At 61.2% G+C, this 18,792-nt stretch carries 14 protein-coding genes; 5 read left to right on the top strand and 9 right to left on the bottom strand.

Annotation, left to right across the window (positions count from 1 at the left end):
- Positions 1 to 58: 58 nt before the first annotated feature.
- The 3 genes from ACI0FG_RS17770 to ACI0FG_RS17760 form a co-directional block, all read right to left on the bottom strand.
- Positions 59 to 5,659, bottom strand: coding sequence for a FecR domain-containing protein (locus tag ACI0FG_RS17770; protein WP_419786351.1), 5,601 nt, complete (start codon positions 5,657 to 5,659; stop codon positions 59 to 61).
- A gap of 154 nt (positions 5,660 to 5,813) precedes the next feature.
- Positions 5,814 to 6,179 (bottom strand): hypothetical protein, encoded by a 366-nt coding sequence (locus ACI0FG_RS17765; RefSeq protein WP_419786350.1) that lies wholly within the window; start codon positions 6,177 to 6,179, stop codon positions 5,814 to 5,816.
- Complete coding sequence (locus tag ACI0FG_RS17760) at positions 6,179 to 7,453, bottom strand: terminase large subunit domain-containing protein (RefSeq protein WP_419786349.1); 1,275 nt, start codon at positions 7,451 to 7,453, stop codon at positions 6,179 to 6,181. The genes ACI0FG_RS17765 and ACI0FG_RS17760 overlap by 1 nt, the downstream gene beginning before the upstream one ends.
- A gap of 54 nt (positions 7,454 to 7,507) precedes the next feature.
- On the opposite strand from ACI0FG_RS17760, the gene ACI0FG_RS17755 reads away from it, so the two are divergent.
- On the top strand, positions 7,508 to 8,569 hold the full coding sequence (locus ACI0FG_RS17755) for a tetratricopeptide repeat protein (protein WP_419786348.1): 1,062 nt from the start codon (positions 7,508 to 7,510) through the stop codon (positions 8,567 to 8,569).
- Between the two features lie 35 nt (positions 8,570 to 8,604).
- Here the strand turns inward: ACI0FG_RS17755 and ACI0FG_RS17750 are convergent, their stop codons facing one another.
- Complete coding sequence (locus tag ACI0FG_RS17750) at positions 8,605 to 8,817, bottom strand: hypothetical protein (protein WP_419786347.1); 213 nt, start codon at positions 8,815 to 8,817, stop codon at positions 8,605 to 8,607.
- Positions 8,814 to 9,218: a hypothetical protein gene (locus ACI0FG_RS17745; RefSeq protein WP_419786346.1), complete on the bottom strand. Its 405-nt coding sequence runs from the start codon at positions 9,216 to 9,218 to the stop codon at positions 8,814 to 8,816. Before ACI0FG_RS17745 ends, ACI0FG_RS17750 begins: the two co-directional genes overlap by 4 nt.
- A gap of 268 nt (positions 9,219 to 9,486) precedes the next feature.
- Here ACI0FG_RS17745 and ACI0FG_RS17740 point away from each other — a divergent pair, with 268 nt between their 5' ends.
- The 3 genes from ACI0FG_RS17740 to ACI0FG_RS17730 all read left to right on the top strand — a co-directional run bounded on the left by ACI0FG_RS17740 (position 9,487) and on the right by ACI0FG_RS17730 (position 13,296).
- Positions 9,487 to 11,478, top strand: a complete 1,992-nt coding sequence (locus ACI0FG_RS17740) for a methyl-accepting chemotaxis protein (RefSeq protein ID WP_419786345.1) — start codon at positions 9,487 to 9,489, stop codon at positions 11,476 to 11,478.
- 62 nt (positions 11,479 to 11,540) lie between these two features.
- Positions 11,541 to 12,236, top strand: a complete 696-nt coding sequence (locus ACI0FG_RS17735) for a hypothetical protein (protein ID WP_419786344.1) — start codon at positions 11,541 to 11,543, stop codon at positions 12,234 to 12,236.
- 1 nt (position 12,237) lies between these two features.
- Positions 12,238 to 13,296 (top strand): hypothetical protein, encoded by a 1,059-nt coding sequence (locus ACI0FG_RS17730; protein ID WP_419786343.1) that lies wholly within the window; start codon positions 12,238 to 12,240, stop codon positions 13,294 to 13,296.
- Positions 13,297 to 13,494: 198 nt separating this feature from the next.
- Here the strand turns inward: ACI0FG_RS17730 and ACI0FG_RS17725 are convergent, their stop codons facing one another.
- The 4 genes from ACI0FG_RS17725 to ACI0FG_RS17710 all read right to left on the bottom strand — a co-directional run bounded on the left by ACI0FG_RS17725 (position 13,495) and on the right by ACI0FG_RS17710 (position 16,587).
- A complete protein-coding gene (locus tag ACI0FG_RS17725) occupies positions 13,495 to 13,656 on the bottom strand; it encodes a hypothetical protein (RefSeq protein ID WP_419788411.1) in 162 nt (53 codons plus the stop codon).
- Positions 13,656 to 14,411, bottom strand: coding sequence for a tyrosine-type recombinase/integrase (locus tag ACI0FG_RS17720; RefSeq protein WP_419786342.1), 756 nt, complete (start codon positions 14,409 to 14,411; stop codon positions 13,656 to 13,658). The genes ACI0FG_RS17725 and ACI0FG_RS17720 overlap by 1 nt, the downstream gene beginning before the upstream one ends.
- Positions 14,412 to 14,827: 416 nt before the next feature.
- Complete coding sequence (locus ACI0FG_RS17715) at positions 14,828 to 15,196, bottom strand: hypothetical protein (RefSeq protein WP_419786341.1); 369 nt, start codon at positions 15,194 to 15,196, stop codon at positions 14,828 to 14,830.
- A gap of 770 nt (positions 15,197 to 15,966) precedes the next feature.
- A complete protein-coding gene (locus ACI0FG_RS17710) occupies positions 15,967 to 16,587 on the bottom strand; it encodes a response regulator (RefSeq protein WP_419786340.1) in 621 nt (206 codons plus the stop codon).
- Positions 16,588 to 17,019: 432 nt separating this feature from the next.
- Here ACI0FG_RS17710 and ACI0FG_RS17705 point away from each other — a divergent pair, with 432 nt between their 5' ends.
- Positions 17,020 to 18,765, top strand: a complete 1,746-nt coding sequence (locus tag ACI0FG_RS17705) for a ShlB/FhaC/HecB family hemolysin secretion/activation protein (RefSeq protein WP_419786339.1) — start codon at positions 17,020 to 17,022, stop codon at positions 18,763 to 18,765.
- The last annotated feature ends 27 nt before the right edge of the window (positions 18,766 to 18,792 follow it).

Below are 18,792 nucleotides of genomic sequence, written 5' to 3'. Positions count from 1 at the left end.
CTTTTGCAAGTGGGCTTTTGGGATATTGAATTTAACGGATACGAACAGACGTCACGCATTAGCCTGCCGGGACGCTGGTCATCTCGAAGTTGGCGCTGGTCAGGTCGTGATCCGCTTCAACGCCGCCGCTCATTTCCGTGACAGTGCACAGGACCACCTCATTGCCTGCGACGGCGCAGTCGGGATCATAATAAAGAGTACCGATGCTGGAACCGGTATCGCTGACGTAGATGAGTCCCTCGCCTGTCTCGCCGCTAATGGAGCCGGTGTAGGTCGAAGCCTCGACCGCGTGGAACATGGAAGTATCGAACCCGCTGGTCAGGAATTTCAAGAAATCACCGCTGGAATCGTTGATGCCGAACATATCCTGCGAGGCGTCGAAATCGGTAATGGTCTGCTGCCCCCCGTGCGTTCCGTAAATGGCGAAGGTATCGCTGCCCGAACCACCGGTCAGGGTATCGGCTCCGTCCCGCCCGCCGTAGATGAAGTCCTTTCCTTCCAGGCCGTTGATGAAATTGGCCGAGAGGTCACCGCCCAGGGAATCGTCGTAGGTCGATCCGAAGACATTCTCCACGTTGGTGATGGTTTCAATGTTATGGGCACCGTCCATGGCGTTCTGCCCGCCTGTCAGTGGACCAAAACCGCCCTCACCGGAGAGGTCCACGGTAACGCCGCTGTTGTCGTAGATGAAGAAAACGGTGTCCGAACCGGCCCCGCCGTCAAAGGAATCAGTACCGTCACCGCCATACAGGCTGTCGTCACCATCGTAGCCGAACAGGATGTTGTATCCGCCATTGACCGCCGTCATCTCGTCACCGCCCTCGGTGCCACCCATCACGGTCATCTGATTTTCGTTGGTAATGGTGCCGCCCTCCACAAAGACCGAGCCGAAGGAAATATTCCCATTGAATGCGATGATGCCTTCATTGCCCGGGGTGGAAAGGTCCGTATCAAACCACAGCTGAAAGTGTGTTCCGTCATAGACCAGCCCGGGCTCGGCGTTGCCGCCGTTCGTCCCGGTATAATAGTCCGCGACGTTGATCCAGGAGTAATCCTGTCCGATCATGTCGCCGGAGAGCCAGATGTAGTCTGCCTGTCCGAAATCCGAGATCTCGTCGCCGTTGGTCGATGTCACGATTTCATCCACGGATTCGTAGAGATACTCGTCGGCGCCCTCTCCGCCGGTCATGAAATCGTCGCCGTACCCGCCAAAGAGCGTATCGTTACCGGCACCGCCGTCCAGGGTATCGTCGCCATAATTGCCGCCCAGCATATCCATGCCATCGCCACCGTCCAGGTAGTCGCCCCAGTCACCTGTCAGCAAAGCTTCGGTGCCGCCCCAAAGCTCGTCGTTGCCGGTATCGCCATAGAGCTCGTCCGCACCCAGGCCGCCGGTGAGCGTGTCGTCCGAATCCAGACCCATAAGGGTATCGTCGTAATCGGTCCCCGTCAGGGCATTGGGGGCGTTGTCGCCCTCAATAAAACTGCCTTGGGCGGCAATGTGCCCGCCTTGCAGGACAAGGTCCGTATAGCTCAGGCTGGCGGACCCCAGATTGGCAATCACCCCTTCGTCGGCGGAGTTGCTCACCGTGGCGTCACTGTCGTACCACAGCACATGGTTGGCACTGTCCCAGACAATGGCGCCGGTGTAGCTTGTAGCGTCAGCGATGATACCGGTGTAGGTTTCATCCACCTCATACCAGGTGAGGTCGCCCATGCCGGAAAGGAACTGGATGACGTCCGTACCTGAAGTAAAATCCGTGATGACATCGCCGCTCAAATCAGCCCCCACAAGGTCAGAGCCCGACGTATAGGTAAAGGTATCGGCCCCGGCTCCACCAGTCAGGATATCGTCACCGCCCCCGCCAGTCATGGTATCGTTACCGGCCCCACCGACGAGGCTGTCCTCGCCTGCGCCGCCATCCAGAATATCGGCGCCTGCGCCACCCTCTAAGATGTCGTTCTCGTCGCCTCCCTGCAGGATATCCGCGCCGGCCCCACCGACGAGGCTGTCCTCGCCTCCGCCGCCTACCAGCGAATCCGCGCCGTCGCCGCCGACCAGACAATCGATTCCGATGGACCCGATAAGCGTATCGTCGCCCTGGCCTCCTGTCATGCTGAAGATATTGCCCGTGGCCAAGTCTGCGTCGAAATTCAGGCTGTGCTCGCTCGTCAGGGCCGAGCCATCGATGGTCACGGCGCTGCCGGAATCCGCAATGCCCGAATGCAACGTGATGGAGGTGGTTATGTCCGCAAAAATAACATGTTCCACCGAGGAGACGTTGTCCAGGGCCGTTGCCGATCCCGTATCCTCCATGTACAGGGTGTCGTCCCCCGCCCCGCCGTCCACAGAAGCGACACGGCTGCCGTCGCTCATATTGTCGCCCATGTACAATTTATCGTCGCCATCTCCGAGATTCACGTCAAACGTCGCGAAGAAAGCGGAGAGGTCCAGGGAGGAAAAATGCACCACGTCATTGGCCGCAGTGGCAGCCACCATCAGCTTCGTCGTTCCGCTCGCGCCGGTGACCGCATAGGATTTGCTGCAAAGCTGCGACAAGCCGAACGTGGCCGTATCCGACACGATATCGATAGCTTCGATATTTGAAATAATGGTCCCGCTCAGATCAATATTACCGCTCAGGATCAGCTTATCCGTTCCAGCCCCGCCGTCGAGCTTGGCCACGTCGCCGTTTGCCGAGACGATCAGTTCATCGTTACCGTCGCCGCCTTCCAGCGTATCGGCTCCGCCGCCGGATTGGCTCCTGAGAATATCGTTACCCTGCCCGCCTATCAGACTGTCGGCAGCCTGGCTGCCCTGAATATCGTCGCCGCCATCGGTCCCGGTAACCACGAAATAGTCTTCACCCATGACGAAATTGTTGGAGACGTTCCCCAGCCCAAAGTAAACGCCCGTCCCCTCCAAAACAATGTTCACAACTTCGCTGGTATTGGTGCCCGTTGCCTGGATTACCCACGAAGTACTAAATCCGCTTTGCAAGAAGGTAGCCGTCTGGCCGCCGGCTATCTCCAGAGTATCGATGCCTGAAATGACACTAGCCTGAGAAAAATTCGTGGAGGTATCCACACGCAGGGTGTCGCTGCCGACATCCCCATTCTCATCGCCTCCGTAGATTTTCTCTCCCAAGGCCACGTCGCCGGTATTGAATACGAGTGTATCATCCCCGCCGCCGCCTCTGATCTCGTCCGCGCCGCCACCGCCGGAAATGGTATCCTTTCCGTCGCCGCCCGAGAGGACATCCCCCTGTGCGGACCCGGTTATATCGAATAAGCCGGAAGTCACTGCCGAGGCATCGAAATGCAGGCTGTTCGTGCCGCTGATGGCCGAGCCGTCCACAACGAGCGTGCCACCGCCAGCCGGGCTTGAGCCAAGTATGATAGCCGTCTGCGCATTGCCGAGAACGATTTTTTCGACGCCGGTCACACCGGCCAGTTCGTCGGTGCCGGAACCGTTGTCCGTAAAGTAGAGGGTATCCTGGCCGCTGCCGCCCGTGATGGTGTCCAAGGCGTCCAGGTTGGTGCCCATGTAATAGGTGTTGTTGCCGTTGCCGCCGTCCAGCGTGTCATCACCCGCCCCGGCGATGAGCGTGTCATCCCCTTCGCCGCCAACCAGAATGTCGTTCCCCGCCCCGCCGTCCAGAGTATCGGCCAGCGCGCCGCCGGTCAGTTCGTCGGCACCGCTGCCTCCCAGCAGATAGAAATGGGAGTCCGTATCAGCCGACGCGGAAAAGGTAACGTCGGCGGACTTGGAACCATCCAGGGAAAAGGTATCGCCCGCGCCCACCAGGTTCTCGGTGACATTGGAAATCACGGTTGCCGACGTGCCGGTGACGATCGCCTCGATGGACGTAACCGTTATCAGGTCGCTGTCCCCGTCGAGCAGCAGGGTATCCGTGCCGTCCCCGCCGGAGATGATATCGTCCGACTGCACGGCACCCTTGGTGAAGGTCCCGGTTTCGGCGTTGTAGGTGCCCACGGCCAGCTCGTCGTTGCCCCCGCCGCCGGACAGGGTGTTCGCCCCGGCGCCACCGTAGATGATATTGTCGTTGTCATTGCCGGTAATGTCGTTGGACGGGGTGATGACGGTAACGCCGTCGGTGTCCAGGTAGGGGGAAGCGCCGATAATGGTGCGGATGTCGTAGACCACATCGCCGGAGGAGACCAGTGTATGGACCTCCGCATCGTCCGTATTGCCCTGGGACTCGTAGTAGGGAACGTCGCGCGGGGCATTGCCGCCGCCCTGAAGGTTGACCGTCAGATTGTCCCCCCACTCGGAAAGATTCAGCATGGAGACGGTGGTAGGCTCGCCACTCCCCGAGGTGTCGTCCGGGTCATCCTGACCGGAGGGCGGGGTGGACTTGCCGTCGCCGACATCGGCCCCGCCGAGGGTGTCCTCTCCGCCGGGCTGTTCCTGAGTGGGTTCGCCGACAGGAGGCGTTATGTCCACCCCCACACCGGCCTTCTGCCCGGTCTCGTCGCCGGTGGGACCGTTGTTCCCGTCAGGCCCGTTTTCCTGGCCGTCATTGTCGTCGGTTCGTCCGTCGTTGTTCTGCGGAGAAAAAGTCGGATTGGGCTGATTGGATTCATGCGAGGCCTCGACGGTAATGGCCGCCGCCTGGGCTGCCGCCCGGGCCGATGCCGCCTCCGCTGCCGCCTGTGCCGCTGCCTCAGCCGCCGCCTGCGCTGCCGCCTGGGCCGCCGCTGCCTGCGCTGCTGCATCCGCTGCTGCCTGGGCCGCCGCCTCCGCCGCTGCCTGCGCTGCCGCCGCTTCCGCCGCTGCCTGGGCCGCTGCCGCCTGAGCCGCAGCATCCTGCGCCGCAGCCTGAGCCGCTGCTTCCGCCGCAGCCTGGGCTGCCGCCGCTTCCGCCGCCGCCTGCGCCGCTGCCGCTTCGGCCGCGTCCGCCGCAGCTTGTGCGTCCTGTGCTTCCTGGTCCGCGTCCTGCGCTTCCGCAGCCTTGTCCTCGGCTTCCTGTTCCTTGTCCGCGGCTTCCTGGGCCGCTTCGTCGGCGGCGTCCTGTGCACTCTGCTCGTCAAAGATGGGCGCCCCCTGCATCAGGGACTGGGAGGAAAGTTGCTGAAATCCAGCGAGTTGAACCTGTGATGCATGGAATGCCGAACTGAGCCCGCTACCCGAAGCCGTCACCCCCATGCCGTCCTGGGATACCACCCGAATGGGGCCGCCCGACACGGGACGAATGACCACGGGCCGGTCCACAAAATCCACGACCGCGTGCACTTCCTGCCCGCCGGGCATGACCGTGTGGCCGGTGGTGGTGCCCCGGATGCCGATGGTGGCCATAGGCGTTTCCAGCTTGAACCCCTCGGGATTCATGTCGACGATCTCGCCGGTGACGGAACGGAAGGTGCCCTGCAACAGCTTCACGGCCATCTCGCCCGTGGACTGATCCGGGTCGAAGACATAGGTGTCCAGAACAGTGGAGGAGTTGGGGCCCTGGGAAAGCAGGGCCCCATCCAGAAACTTTATCTCTACGGCGGAACCGGGTCCCGTGGTTTTGACAAGGTCGTCGGCATAAACCGGACTGTCGGCGGCAAGCGTACGGACCCCATCGGCCCCCTCCGCAATGGCGGTGCCGTGGCTGACAGTGACGACGCCAATCTGCTGGACGGTATCGGGCATTTGATTTTCCTTGGTAATACTACCTGTATTAAATTATATACCAAACACCGGTAAAATCCACAAGATTATAGGCTCGCACATGATGCATATTTTTAGCTGTTGTAACAATTGGCAATTATTCGCCTAAGCAGCTCCCGACGCTTCTGGTCCGGCCTCATTGCTCCTCCAGGTCAAGCGCGACTGTCTGCAACACCACCCGGTCCCGGAACCCGAAGAGACCGGCAAAACGGAACAGCTCCGGGCTGAACTTCCCCTCCGTGTCGATCCGCATCCCGACGATGCGCTCCTTTCCCAGCCGTCGGGCCTCTCCCTTGAGCCACTCCAGATCGCCGCGCACATGGCGGCGGACAGAAGGTCCCCAGTGGTCCAGGGTCAGGTGCAGTTCCAGATCCGCCCCGTTTTCGGCAATGGCCGCCCAGCCGTAGGGCTCGCCCTGCAGGTGCAGGACGAACCAACGGTATCTTCCGTCCGGGAAATGGGCCATGGCGGCCGGTTTTTCCGAAGTCTCGCGAACGCTCATCACCGCCTCCCGAACGGATTGAAGTCATTGGAGGTGGACGTCTGGCGGGGGCCGGTTCCCGGCTTGCGGAAGCCCACGGCAAAGTAGCGGAACGCGTCCACCGCGTGGCTGGTCCAGTCGTGCAGCGGATGGGCCGAAAAATCGCCCATGCGCTCGTTGAAGATGCGCCGATAGTGACGCAGGGCCTCCAGCCCGGGAGAGCAGCGTTTTTCATCAAACCAGCAACACGGAAGCAGGGCGCGCACAGCGTTGATGCCGTCCTGCACCGGAATGTTCGGCGCAATGGCGAAACGGATGCCGAGCTGCCGGGCTATCTCCAGCCGCGACTTGCCCGTGCCGAGTTCCCGCACCCGGATGTCGTGAGGCGCGATGTGCGTGCCGTACTTGTAGCCGCGCTCGTCCAGAATCCGGGCATAGTGGTCCAGTCCCTGGCCCGTGGCCTCGTAGTAGTCGATGACGGCGTAGCGGCCGCCCGGCCGGGCCTGGACGAACCAGATGGACGTGGAGTCGCTCATGCCGAGATCCCAGGCCGTATGCACCGGCAGGGTGGGATCGGCCGGAATATCGGCAACACGGCCCTCCTTGTCCGCCTCGCCCATGAGACGGCCGAAATAGGCCCCGCGTATGGCTGCCGTAAACGAGCACTCGAACTCCTGCTCATACTCCTCCGGCGACATCTCCCGGGCGGCGGCCTGCAATTCCTTCGGATCGATGATCCCGGTCTCGGAAGCGCGGTACATGGCCGTAAACCAGTCCGGATCGGCCCGGCCGCTCTCCCAGATGCGCCACAGGGCGTTCTTGCCCTGGGGCGTACCGATAAACAGGGCCCAGCCCAGCCGGTCGGACAAGGCTGGCCGGATGACCTCGGTCCAGACGCGGTACGGCATCTGGGCCACTTCATCGAAAACCACGCCGTCCAGGTACATGCCGCGCAGGGAGTCGGGATTCTCCGCCCCAAAGAGCCGGATGCGTGATCCGTTGGCAAAATCGGCCCGCAGTTCGGTCTCGTTGAACTTGGCGTCGCAATCGTCCGTGCCCAGGCCGCAGTACCGCTTCAATTCGTCCCAAACCACGGTCTTCGCCTGTTTGTAGAGTGGTGCGATGTAGGCACCGCGCCAGTCGGTCTGGGAGGTCTCCCTGGCCGCCCGGATGAGCCGGTTGACCGAAAGCACGGTCTTGCCGAACCGTCGATGGCAGACCAACACCGAAAAACGGGCCAGTCCGGCCTCGATTTCGGCCTGATGTTTTCTGGGTATATAGGATTCGCTTATCATTTCGTTTTATTCCTTATTGTTGACGGGTTGAACCTGCGAGGGTATCCCGGTGATATGAGCAAGGCCATCCCCATTGTTTGTCTGTGTCTGCTTTTCGCCCTCGGCGGCTGCCTGGGTTCCACTAGCACTCCGGCCGGAGCGCGCTCCGCCCTGACGGCTGAGGACAAGGATCAGCAGGATCGCGAAGGCCGGGCCGCGGATGCCTTGGACAAGGCCGAACAACTGTACAGCAACGGCGAGTACCTGGATGAAGACGCGGCCCTCGACTATCTGAATGAAGCGGTGCGCCTCAACCCGAAGCTGGCCGCCGCCCTGTATCAGCGGGCCATTCTGCTGCTGACGCAAGACCACTGGGACCAGGCGCTCGCCGACACCGAAAAGCTCCTCAGCCTCAACCCCGACCACATCAAGGGCAGGTTCACCCGAGGACTGATCCGCTACCATGACGGCGATTATGCGGGAGCCGTAAATGACTTCTCCCGCGTGCTGGAACAGGATGACTCCATCTCCGAGGCGTACGCGTACCGGGGATCGTGCTACAACCGCACCGGCCGCTACGAAGACGCGCTCCGGGATTTCGACAAGGCGCTCGCCCTCAACCCGGCCGGGCAAAAGACCTACTATGGCAAGGGCATGGCCCTGGCCGCCCTGGGAAGAAACCAGGAAGCGGCCCAGGCGCTGACCCAGGCCCTCAGCCTGAATTTCCAGTCCGTGGAAATGCTCCTTGCCAGAGGGTCGATCTACATGCGCATCCCCGACTATGAACAGGCTGCCGCCGATTTCCGTCGTGCCGCCGAATTCTCGCCCACCGACTCCACGTTGCAGGCCCTGCTGGCCTCCGCGCTGGCCGGGGCCGAAGACTATGCCGGGGCGACCAAGGCTGCATCCATGGCGCTGACCTTGGCCAAGGCCGAGGGCGACCCCAAGGCGGAAGCCGCCTATCTGGGGCTGATCAAGGAATACAAGGCCAAGGCCGCCGCTGCCGCCAAGGCTCCCAAGAAGCCCAAGGCCGCGCCCAAGACTGCGGTGAAAACCACCACGCCGAAACCGGCTCCGGCCCCCGCGCTCAAGGACAAGGGAGACGGCCACAGGCCGCCGCCCCCGCCAAAGCCCTAGGCTGAGCGGCGGCTGATCGCTGCCGAACGCCCTATTCATTTCAGCGCCTCCATCACCAGCCGGGCACCTATCCCGGCCAGACCGGCGGCACAGCCCCAGACCATGCGTTCCAGGGAACGGATTTTCATCTCGTGCCCCACGCAGCTCCGGGCCTCGTTGATCTCGCGCACATCCTCCTGAATGGCCTTTACCCGCTCGTCGATGCGCACCAGCATACCGTGCAGGTCCTCGCGGTCCAGGGCGGTCATCGGACACCTCCGACAGCGTCCTTGATCCCCCGGACAGCCGATGGCAGGTAATCGCCGATCTTCTTCACTCCAAGCACGGCGGCCACCACCCAGAAGGATATCTGGAGGAACCAGTCCGGAAGTTTCTCCCAGGCCCGGATGACATCGGCCGCACCGTCCGGATCAATACCGCTCCAGATGAAGAAGCCGATCCAGGCGAAGAAGAGCACATCGTCCTTCCAGCCCGCATTCTCCAACTGCTTCATCTCCCACTCGTGGTTGAACTCACTGTCGCTCTGCGCCAGACGAACACGGTTCTCCATGACCGCCTTCTTCAATTCCTGTTTGCCTTTCAGATGGCCGGTAATGCCTTCCACCACAGTGGTCAGCAGCCCGGTCACCGCTCCGATTATCGTCAACATTTCGCATTTCCCTTCAAGATCCGCTTTCGCGGGTTTCCTCCGCCAGACGTGCGGCCACCATATCCCCGGTTTTCGACTCAGGGGAAAAGGGAAGGTGCAGGGGGCAAAACGGGTAAAAACGGTGCAAGATGGCAGCTTGACAGGGGGGAGGCTTCATCTCCCAAATTTCAAAATATCATGGAACTAAAAGCCCGAGTGTAACACACTCCACATTGAGGTTGGGGAATGAGACAGGACCCGATCATTATATATCGGCATGGAGGATGTCATGGCTTGGAAGGACTGCAAACTTTGCGTCAAATTCGGCGTGGGGTTCGGGGTGGTGCTGTTGTTGCTGGTTGCGTTAGGCGGCTGGTCGATATTCGGCATCGAGGGAATCGTGGAAAACGCCCGCGAAGTCATTGAAGGAAACAAACTCAAAGGGAATTTCACACAGCGGGTGGTGGACCATCTCAAATGGAGTGAAAAGGTCAACAGCTTGTTGACCGACACCAAGGTAAACACCCTGAATGTCCAGACCGACCCGCACAAATGTGCTTTCGGCCAATGGTACTACAGCAACGCCAGGACCAAGGCCGAAGCCCTGATCCCCTCAATCAAGCCCCTGCTCTCAGAGATCGAAAAATATCACAACGACCTCCACGCCTCCGCCGTGACCATCGCCAAGGAGTACGCTCCGGCTGATGTGGAATTGGGCACTTTTCTGCGAGACAAGAAACTCGACCACCTCATCTGGGTAGGCAAGATCAAGGATGCGCTCCTGGACAAGGACGCCACCACCACCGGTGTCCAGACCGATCCGCACAAATGCGGGCTGGGCAAATGGCTCTACTCGGACGAGACCAAACGTCGCATGGAATCTGATCCCGAGTTCGCGGCCCGGGTCCGGGCCATCTACGAACCGCACGCCGCCCTGCACGAATCCGCAAATAGCATAAACCGCGAACTGGCGGACAACCGGGACGGCGCCATCATGCTCTTCGCGGCCGAGACCAACCCCCTGGCGGAACTGACTCTCTCCGCCATCGACAACGTGCTCGCCCTCAACGGCCAGCGGCAAAAGGGATACGACATGGCGAGGGACACCTATGCCAACGTAACCATACCCAACCTGAACAAGGTGCAGGAAATCCTCAACACCATCATGGCGCAAATCTCAAAGAACGTCATGACCGACCAGGAGATGCTCGACGAGGCAAGCGCGACCCGTCTGGGTGTCATTGTCTTCGCCTTCATTGCCGTCATCCTCGGCGTGGTCCTCGCCTTTCTGCTCGCCCGGGGCATCATCGGCCCCCTCAGGAAGGGAATGGAATTCGCACAGATCGTGGCAACAGGGGACCTGACCGCTTCTGTCGACCTGAGCCAAAAAGATGAGGTCGGCCAGCTCGCCACCTCGCTTTCGTCCATGGCAAAGGCCCTGCGCCGGGTGGTGGGCGACGTGAATTCGGCAACGGATGTCGTCTCTTCCGGCTCCGAGGAGCTCTCGGCTTCTTCCCAGGGTCTTTCCCAGTCGGTAACGGAACAGGCGGCCTCCATCGAAGAGGTCTCCGCCTCCATGGAAGAGATGGCCGCAGGCATCCGCACCAACACGGACAACGCCCGCCAGACGGAAGAAATCGCCGCAGCCGCGGCTACCGGCGCAAAGGACAGCGGCCAGGCCGTGGGCGAAGCCATGGGTGCCCTCAAATCCATTGCCGAACGCATCACCATTATTCAGCATATCGCCCGGCAGACCAACCTGCTCGCCCTGAATGCGGCCATCGAGGCTGCACGGGCAGGCGAACACGGCAAGGGATTTGCCGTGGTGGCTGCCGAAGTACGCAAGCTGGCCGAGCGCTCCGGCAAGGCCGCCGAGGAAATCAGCGAGATTTCCGAAAAATCCGTAAACGTGGCCGACCGGGCGGGCAAGATGCTTGAAGAACTGGTGCCGCAGATCGGCCGGACCGCCGAACTGGTGCAGGAGATATCCGCCGCCTGCGAGGAGCAGGACAAGGGCATTACCGAAATCACTGCCGCCGTGGGACAGCTCGATTCCGTTATCCAGAACAATGCTTCGGCCTCCGAAGAGATGGCCTCCACCGCTGAGGAACTTTCCGCCCAGGCACAGGTACTGGCCCAGGCCATGACATTCTTCAAGGTCGGACAAGGCGGCCACGTGGCCAGCACCAAAACCGTGGTTGTGCGGAGCAACCGGCACGCTCTGCCGGCAGACGAATCCAAACCGGCCAAAGACAACGACAGGGAGTTCGAACGGTTCTAAGCCGCCCTTGATTTGCATCGGACGTGGACGCGAGCTACACTCGGCCCAGCCAAGGAGTTCTCATGTCCCGCACCGTTTTCTCGATCATCCTCGCCGCCGTATTGCTGGCCCTGCCCGGCAATGCGGCGGCGATTTCCTTCGAACAGGCGCTGGCCTCCCCCGATCCGACTGCCAAATACTTCATATACCTGCACGGAGAGATCATCGAAGCGCAGGGGAAAAACGCTGTCAGCCCACGCTATGGGGCCTACCACTATGACGACATCATCAATTACTTTGCGGACCGTGGGCTCGTGGTGGTCGAGGAAGTGCGCGGCAAGGTCAACGAGCACCGCTACGCCGTTCGCGTCACCGAAGAAGTGCGCGGCCTCATGGCCAATGGCGTACCTCCGGAAAACATCACCGTGGCCGGATTCTCCAAGGGCGGCCTCATCGCCCTGCTCGTCGCCTCCAGCCTGAACCAACCCAGGGTCCACTTCGTCATCCTGGCCGGGTGCGCACGCGGCCTGCGCCCCAGCGCCTACACCCAGTTCCTCAAGGTCAAGCGCGGCGCCCGTCTCCAGGGTAAACTGCTCTCCATCTACGCCACCAGCGACCTTGAGGCGGGCTCCTGCGCCGAGGCCAAGGCACAGCACACCGGCCCCGGCCTGGCCTTCAGCGAACTGCCCCTGCGCAGTAAACTCGGCCATGGCCTGTTCTACCGCGCCCTGCCGCAATGGGCGCAACCCGTGGCAGCCTTTGCCCTGATCGGGAACTGACGTGCTGCCTCTGGAACTTCCCCTCACCCCGGACCCGGATTGGGCCGCCACCCTCGCCCGCCATGCCGAGGGGCTGGACGCGCTTCACCTCAGTCCCGGCCACCCGGCCCTGGCCGACGCCCGTCACCGGATGGAATCCGCCGACCAGAAAGCCCTCCACGACGCCATCGATCATCTTCCCGACACCGATATCTTCATCCTGCTCAACGCCCGTCTGCACACGCCGGACAAATATTTCTCCGCCACGCATCTCAACGCTGCCGCCGACACCCTCGACCGGCTCGCCGAGCATCCCAACGTGCGCGGCCTCGTGTTTGCGGACGCCTACCTGCTCCAGGCCTTGTCCGATGCCCGACCTGCCACCGCCAGCCGTCTGGAAGCCGTGCCCAGCATCAATACCCGGCTCGACTCCGCCCCAGCCGCCCTGGCCATGCTCGGCTTCATCGAAAGCACCGCCTTCCGCTCGCCCTCCCGGCTCGTGCTGGACCGTTCCCTCAACCGCGACATGGCCCGTTTGGCCGAAACATCCGACCGTTTGCGTACTGCCCGGCCCGGCATCAAGCTCCTGCTCATCGCCAACGAAGGCTGTCTGCCGGACTGCCCCTACAAACCCGTGCACGACGCCCAGATCGCCCTGGCCAACGAGCACCTCTGCCCGGACCGGACCTTCACCACCAACCGGGACCTCGGCTGCATCCGCCGTTTTCTCTCCGACCCAGCCACCGTCCTCGCCTCCCCGTTCATCCGGCCCGAGGACGCCCACCTCTACGCCCCCCACATCGACGGCCTCAAGCTCTGCGGCCGCAACCTCGGCACTCCCTTTCTGCAACGAGCCCTCAAGGCCTATCTGGCTGAGTCGCATCCCGGGAACGTGCTCAACCTGCTCGATACCCTCAGCGATCTCGCCAACCATCTGGAAGTGCCCAGCGCAAGTCTGCCGCCCGACTTTGCCGAGCATGTAACCACCTGCGACAAGAACTGCCGCGACTGTGGCTGGTGCGCGCGGCTCATGGAGCGCATCGGTGTGCGGCATGAGCCGGAGTTGGAGAGATTGCGGTAAGGCGAGAGAGGGGAGGCCTCCGGCGGCCCCTTCGGGGAGACCAGGGCGCTGCCCTGGACCTGCTTAAGGCCGAGGGCCTTAAGAATCGTCACGGTCTTTGTGTGTGACTATCCGGTCTTTCTTCTTGTTTTCAACGGCTTGCGGACAAGTGCCCGCAAGCCGTCTCGTCGGTGTGTGTAAACCGCATGTGTGAAATTGTCAGGCGACCTTGTCATCATTCTTGCGGCTTTCTTTTTCGTAGACGTCCATGGCGTCGCGTTCCACGTCACGGAGTTTTTCCAGATAGATTTCCGTGCTCCGCCGGTCCGCGTGGCCAAGGATGTGCTGGATGCCCGGAAGCAGGGCCCCGTTGTTGTCCATCACGGATGCGCCCGATGCCCGGAAGCGGTGGAAGGTATAGTAATCCCCCCCCCCGCATCCCGGCAGACCTTTTGGAGCATGGAATACCGACCCCGCTTGTAGGGTCCTTCTTCCATCCTGCCGGTCTCGGCGTTGTAGCTCCGAGTCCAGAACACCCATTCCTTGCCGGGATCGTGGTCCGCGTACAAGTCCGAAAGGACTTCGTACAACTTGTCCGTCATCGGCACCCGGCGCAGCACCGGTTCCCGTTTTTTGTTCTTGCGTGTTTCCAGTTCGATATACCGTTCCCCGAAGTTGACCCGGTTCCAGGTGAGCCGGTGAACCTCGATGCTTCTCGCCAAGGTTTCCCGCAACACCCACAAATAGGGGCGGTGCTTCGGCTGAGCCGCTTCGATCATCCGGTCCAGTTCCTCGCTCCTGGGGGTCTTCTTCCGTTCGCTGGGCTTGTCGCTGGGGAACGTTTCCAACCCCGCGAAGGGGTTGTCCTGAATGAACCGCTGGCCCCGCTTCATGCCCCAGGAAAACGCGGCCCGGAGCACCTTGAGGTCGTTGTTCCCGGCCACCGGGGTCCGTTCCTTGACCACGGCCATCAGGAATTCGTCGGCCTTCAGGCGAGTGATGGCGGAACACGGCACCTTGCCGAAATAGTCCAACAACCGCTGGGCCGCGAGCTTGGTCTTCTTATAGTGCGACTCCGAGTACGCACGGTCCTGCAAATAATCCAGCCGCAGGTTCAGCAGATCAAGCAAGACCATGTCGCCCGTCGGCCGCAAGCCGACGGGGGAGGACGGTTGCCTGGATATGATTCGCTCAGGCGATTCATCTCCAGGCAACCTCACGCCCCAAAAGGGAAGCCCCGCCGAAAATGGCGGGACTTCTTCTAACGGGAACTACCAAGGTAGGCATCGGACACGTCACGGCGGCCAGGGGAATGTCCGGCAGTGACTTCGATTCCATCCCAGGCTTCGGCATCGAGCCGGGGCCATTCGTCCCCAGCGGTGTCCCGCGCGGCCTTCTAAAAGGCTGTCACGGATCGTGCTGGTTGGGCGGCTGAAAACCCGTGTGCTCGGCATCCATGCGATGGAACCGCTTATGACGATTGCTGTGCAGCGACCACCCTTCGGACCATACTAGATGTAAAGGGTGCGGCCTTCCTTGTCCCAATCGTTGATCAGATCGACTTTCGCCGATTCTTCACGTCGGAGCCCCAGTTCGTATTGAAGCCGGCTCTGAGCGGCGCACCGGGGACCATGCTCGTATGACGATTCGGTTTCCAGTTTGGCGATTGCCCCAAGACGAATTCAGGGGGAACCGCCTTGCTGTTGGCGTTGGCAATGGTCCCGCGCTTCACGCCGAACACGTCATTGGTCGGACTGATGCGGGTGTTGTCGTACGTTTCGCAAAGGTGACGGGCTGCCGAAAAGATTTCAGCGATACGCCCGTCACCCACGCCCTGTTCTTTCATCTTGGCGGCCACGGCCGCAAAATGTTTGTTGGAAATGTTGGTCCATTTGCGGACCCCAAATCCGGCTTCACGCAACCGGCTTGCGAAGGCTTTGGCGTTCTGCCGGATTCTGTGCTGTTCTGCGCGTGGCCCGGACTAGGTTGCCCTGTTCGCGCCCAGTACCAGACTGATGGATTTCATATGGAATCTCCTTCCTGAAGTTCGGGGCAGCGCCCCGGGACAAAGCAGGTCGGGCCTTCCCCGTTTGCCGGGAAATGACCTGCCCATGGCGCGAATGCGCCACACAACAACCGACATGGGACAAATCAATGTCCGTTTCCCACAGAAGAAAAAATCCTGAGAATCCATTTAATAATGTGTGTTACCACGCAGGCTCGTTCATCCTGCGCGTAAAGCGGTGGCCGTGGGGGAATTTCGACAACAGCAGATTTGTAGATACCTGTCGTTTGTCCGGCGGGGGTGCTGTGTTCCAGCCTGGCGTTTGGATGTGAAAGCGTGCCGTTTGGAAATAAACGGCAAAGAAGTGTTTGGTGTTACGGCATGTTAATACAAACTTAAGCGTTCATCAGTTCAGACTTCGTCAAAACTTATGAACGCGCCTTGAGTGCGTTTTACCTCCTTCTGATAACCGATTTATCCGGTGGATATGCCCTACCATATGACGCCGCAAAACCTTCGCGCAAGCTCCGGCAGCAGGTGAAAGGGATGGCGGTTTCGCCTCCGGCTCAAGGGATGGGGAGTCTGCCCGGCTGCCTGCATACTGTCCATCTTGAAAAAACAGTCCTTTCCCGTTCACCGAACGATCCTTACGTGCTGGGCGCAGGCTCATCGCGATCGCGGGAAGGCTATCTTCGCTCGGTCAGGGCGTATTTGCGCAAATCCTTCATGCCCTGCAGCTCCAGCTTGGCGATCATGCGGGTGTAGTATGATTCCACCGTCCGGACGCTGATGTTGAGCGATTCGGCGATTTCATAATTCGCCTCGCCCTTGGCGAGCAGGTCGAGGATCTGTTTCTCCCGCTTGCTGAGCGTCTGGATCTCAAGCGACGCGGATTCAACATTGGCGGCGACCAGCGGGCTGACATACCGCTTGCCCGCCACGATGTTCCGGATGGCTTCCTGCAGTATCGGCAACGGCTCGCGCTTGGCGACGTAGGCCATCGCCCCCATCTGGAACGCCCGTCCCAGCGTGGTCGCATCCTCATGCATGGAGTAGATGAGAACCTGAATGTCCCGCTCGACGAGCGGGGAGATGAGGTCGAGTCCGCTCTCGCCGCTCAGGCTCAGGTCCACCACGACCAGGTCCGGCTCGCAGGCGTCAAGTGTCCGCATAGCCGACTCCAGATCGACCGCCGTGCCGCAGATTTCATGCCCGCGCTCGATGAAGATGGTCCTCAACGCGCTGAGAATGGAGGGGTGGTCGTCCACCAGAAAGATTCGAAAGGCTTGGTCCTGAGCCGGGGGCATTGCTGTATCTCTCTGTGTTGCTGCCGTATTTCCGTGTCGCGTGGAGCCGTGCGCATGGGCAATGCCCCGTCCCCTTGACGGCCGGGTTTCCCGGCCGTTTCGCCTTTCGCGATCCGTTGCGGATTTTCCGAAAAGACACAACCGGCACAAAGCATTCGCTCCATGCCCAAATGGTTTCGCCTGGGTGACGAAGTGACAATCCGGGTAACCACCAAACGATCCGTTAGCACTGAAGTCCATTGGGTGCAAGGCGAGAATCATCTGAAATTAATCGATAAACCTGATTCACGTAAAAGAAGGCGATGTGGGGGATTTCCCGTACAGACCGGATGTCCGGGGTGGGTTAAGTTGAAATAAATTTGTGAATGCTGGCTCGCCCCGGCTGAGCCCTCTTCGTCGATACACGTTTTCGAACTCTGCAGGTGCCGATAGATGTTCAAGGTCTTGTCATTGCTTTTCAGGCTGTCGCCTCGCGCGCCATTCACCGCGACCCTGCTGGCCGGGGTCCTGCTCCTGCCCGCAGTGGCTGCCCGCGCCGCCACCCCGGCCGAGGTCGACGCGGCCAACCGCGAGGCGCAGCGCATCCAGAACGAGCAGCAGGAGCGCATGGGGCAGCAGCGGCTGCTGGACTCGGATCGCGGCACGGAGACGGCGCCCCAACCGCTGCCGGAAGTGCCCAAGCCGAGCCTGCAGAAAACCGGCGTCTGCCGTGAAATCAGGGAAATAGTGCTCACCGGGGTCACGCTGCTGCCGGAAAAGGTCCGAAAAAGCCTGACCGCCCCTTATCTGAACAAATGCCTCTACGTCGAAGACATCGAGAAACTGCTCGGTGAGATCCTCAAGGCGTACATCGACCGGGGATACATCGCCGTGCGCCCCTATGTGCAGGCGCAGGATCTGAACTCGGGACGGCTCGAAATCCTCATCGTCGAGGGCAAGGTCGAGCGGCTCATCCTCAAGGACGGCAACAAGCACAGCGTGAACCTGGCCACGGCGTTCCCCTTTGTCAAAGGCAAGACGCTCAATCTGCGCGACATCGAGCAGGGGCTGGACCAGGTCAACCGGCTGCAGTCCAACCACGCCACCATGGAAGTGAGCCCCGGCGACGAGGCGGGAGCCAGCATCGTCACCATCTCCAACAAGCCGACCATTCCCCTCTCCGTGTCCGGCACCTTCGACAACCTGGGCGGCCTTTCCACCGGCCGCCATCAGGGAGGAATTACCGCCAGCCTGGACCACCCGCTCGCGCTCAACGACTACCTGAGCTACACCAAGAAGAAGACGCTCTTCGAAGACGGCGAATTTCACGATTCCGAGGCCGACAGCCTCTATTATTCGCTGCCGTTCGGCTATTACGGGGTCCAGCTTTTCTACGGCAGCTCCAGCTACCGCGCGCCCGTAAAGACCAGCTCCCGGACCCTGGTGGCGCGCGGTACCAACGAGACCTTTCGCGGCGAGCTGGACTGGGTCGCCTACCGCGACCAGAACCAGAAGCTGTCCACGCTCATCGCCCTCAACACCAAGAATTCCAAGAACTACCTCGACGGCGAATACCTCACCGTGTCCAGCCGCAAGCTGACCATCCTGGATGTGGACGCCAACTGGTACTCCCGCTTTCCCGGATTCATCGCCAACGCCGGGCTGGGCTGGAGCAAGGGACTCACGGAGTTCGGCGCGCTGAAGGACCTGGACGGCGCTGCCACCTCCGCCCCGCAGGCCCAGGGTGCCAAGTTCCGGTATTCCGGCGGCGTCACCGTGCCCTTCGATGTCCTGGACCAGGGCATGACCTTCAGCAGCCAGCTTTCCGGGCAATTCGCGCTGGTGCCGCTCTACGGGTCGGAGCAACTGACCCTCGGCAGCTTCTACACCGTGCGCGGATTCAACCGGAACAGCCTGTCGGGCGACCGCGCCTTCTATGTCCGCAACGAAATCTCCACAGCCCTGCCGGTCATTCCCTACACCGGCATCACGCCGAGGCCGTTCATCGGTTTCGACTACGGCCGGATCGAGCAGTTCAAGACAGCCAACGACGCCGAACTCTCCGGCGCGGCGCTCGGCGTCCGCTTTTCCGGAAAACACGTAACGGGCGAGTTGTCCGCCGCAAAATCCATAGCCGTGCCCACCGCCATTGAGCGGGAGCCGGTGCAATTTTCCGCGACCTTGACCGTCAGCTTTTAAGGAGCTCCCCCATGGCCACAGCGAAGA

Origin of the sequence: Pseudodesulfovibrio sp. 7M6 (genome assembly GCF_050058625.1) — a bacterium.
Taxonomy (GTDB): Bacteria; Desulfobacterota; Desulfovibrionia; order Desulfovibrionales; family Desulfovibrionaceae; genus Pseudodesulfovibrio; species Pseudodesulfovibrio salinus.
Note: the sequence above shows the minus strand (reverse complement) of the source record. Positions and strands in the feature narration are given on the sequence as shown.